Here is a 2,492-nt window from a genome sequence, read left to right as displayed (position 1 = left end):
GTCAGCGACTTGGGCAGGCCCAGGCGCGACTGCGCCAGTTCGCCGCCGATGTAGAACATGCTCATCAGCAGCGCTGAAAACACAATGCCCACCGGGTGCAGTCGGCCGACAAAGGCCACGATGATGGCGGCAAAGCCGTAGCCGGCCGGTACGTAGGGCGTGAGCTGGCCAATCGGACCCGCCACCTCCAGCGCGCCGGCCAGGCCGGAAGCCCCGCCGGAGACCAGCAGCGCCACCCACAAGGCGCGGCGCGACGAAAAGCCGGCATAGCGCGCCGCCGCCGGCGCCAGGCCGCTGACCTCCTGCGCAAAGCCGGCGTAGGTGCGAAACAGATAGAACCACATGACGAGCACGCCGACCAGCCCCAGCAAGATGCCGATGGTGACGCGCGAGCCCGCCATCAGGCGCGGGATTTGCGTCACCGTTTCAAAGGTCTTGCTTTGCGGAAAGTTGTAGCCAGCCGGATCTTTCCAGGGGCCAAACACCAGGTAGTTCAGCACCATGCCGGCCACGTAGACCAGCATCAGGCTGACCAGGATTTCATTGGCGTTGAAGCGGTCGCGCAAAAAGGCCACGATGGCGGCCCAGGCCATGCCGCCCATCACGCCGGCCAGCAGCACCGCCGGAATGATCCAGGGCCCGGTGGTCTTGTCGGCCAGCAGCGCCACGCCACCGGCCGCCACGGCGCCCATCACAAACTGGCCTTCGGCGCCAATGTTCCAGACATTGGAGCGAAAGCACACCGCCAGCCCCAGCGCAATGATCAGCAAGGGCGTAGCCTTGACCATCAGCTCGCCCAGCGCGTACGGCGTGCGTATCGGCTCCCAGAAGAACACCTGCAGGCCCTTGACGGGGTCTTTTCCGAGCGCCACAAACAGCGCCACGCCAATCACCACCGTGATCAGCAGCGCCAGCACGGGCGAGGCCAGGGTCCAGAACGACGAGGCCTGGGGCCGGGCTTCAAGCTGCGCCATGCGGGGCTCCCGTTGCAACGTTTGCGGCGGGCGTCCACAAGCCGCTCATCCACTGGCCGACCAGTTCCACCGTGGCCTGCGCGCGCGGCAAGGACGGCGAGAGCTGGCCCTTGGCCATCACGTAGAGCCGGTCTGAAATTTCAAACAGCTCGTCGAGTTCTTCGCTGACCACCAGCACGGCGCAGCCGGCACCGGCCAGCGCCAGCAACTCGCCGCGTATCTGCGCGGCCGCGCCCACGTCCACGCCCCAAGTCGGCTGCGACACGATGAGCAGCGCTGGCCTGGCATCAATCTCGCGGCCCATGATGAATTTTTGCAGGTTGCCGCCCGACAGGGAACGCGCCACCGCCTGCGGGCCGCCGCACTTGACCTTGAAACGCGCAATGATGCGCCGGGCCTGCGCCTGCAGCGCGCCGCCCTTGAGCCAGCCGCCGGCGCCCACGGCGTCCTTGCGCGTGAGCATCAGGTTGCGCGCCAGCGACAGCGAGGGCACGGCGCCCCGGCCCAGCCGCTCTTCGGGCACAAAGTGCAGCCCCAGCGCACGGCGCCGGCCCGGGCTGAGCCGGCCTGCGTCGTGGCCCTTGACGGCAATGGCTGCCGCCGCCGCCCGCGTGTCTTCCCCCGACAGCGCGTACAGCAACTCCTTCTGGCCGTTGCCCGACACGCCGGCAATGCCGACCACTTCACCGGCGCGCACCTGCAGCGCAATCTGCTGCAAATCGACGCCATGCTGGTCGCCCCTGGCCAGGCTCAGTTGCCGCACGTCCAGCACGATGTCGCCGGTTTTTACGTCGCGCTGCGCCAGCGCGGGCGGTTCGGCGCCAATCATCAGGCGGCTCAGCGAGGCGTTGGACTCCTGGCGCGGATCGCATTCGCCCGTCACCCGGCCCATGCGCAGCACGGTGCAGGCGGTGCACAGCGCACGGATTTCATGCAGTTTGTGGCTGATGTACAAAATGCTGCAGCCCTGAGCCGCCAACTGGCGCAGCGTGACAAACAGCTTGTCGACCGCCTGCGGCGTCAGCACCGAGGTCGGCTCGTCCAGGATCAGGAGCTTGGGGCTGGTCAGCAGCGCCCGCACAATTTCAACGCGCTGGCGCTCGCCCACGCTCAAGCTGTGCACCGGCCGCGTCGGGTCCAGCTGCAGGCCGTAGGCTTCAGTGGTCTGCGCGATGCGCTGCGACACGTCGGCCAGGCTCAGGTGCTTGCCCAGTCCGAGCCAGACATTTTCAGCCACCGTCAACGTGTCGAACAGGCTGAAATGCTGAAACACCATGCTGATGCCGAGCGCGCGCGCTTGCTGCGGGTTGCTGATCACGACGCGCTGGCCATCAATGGCGACGCTGCCGGCATCGGGCTTGACCGAGCCGTAGATGATTTTCATCAGCGTCGACTTGCCGGCGCCGTTTTCGCCCAGCACGGCATGGATTTCGCCAGGCTGCACGGCCAGCGAGATGCCGTCGTTGGCGACCACGCCCGGGTAGCGCTTGCTGATGCCGCGCAGCTGCAGCCGGGGCG

2 protein-coding genes are annotated in these 2,492 nt (G+C 67.3%); both read right to left on the bottom strand.

Annotation, left to right across the window (positions count from 1 at the left end; genetic code table 11):
- On the bottom strand, positions 1-974 hold a 974-nt coding region (locus IV091_RS11365), incomplete at its 3' end, for an ABC transporter permease (protein WP_293468736.1).
- The coding region (locus IV091_RS11360) for an ABC transporter ATP-binding protein (RefSeq protein WP_293468734.1) at positions 961-2,492 on the bottom strand (1,532 nt) is incomplete at its 5' end. The genes IV091_RS11365 and IV091_RS11360, both read right to left, overlap by 14 nt.

Source organism: Polaromonas sp. (assembly GCF_018780625.1).
Taxonomy (GTDB): Bacteria; Pseudomonadota; Gammaproteobacteria; order Burkholderiales; family Burkholderiaceae_C; genus Polaromonas.
This window is presented reverse-complemented; position numbering and strand designations above follow the sequence as displayed.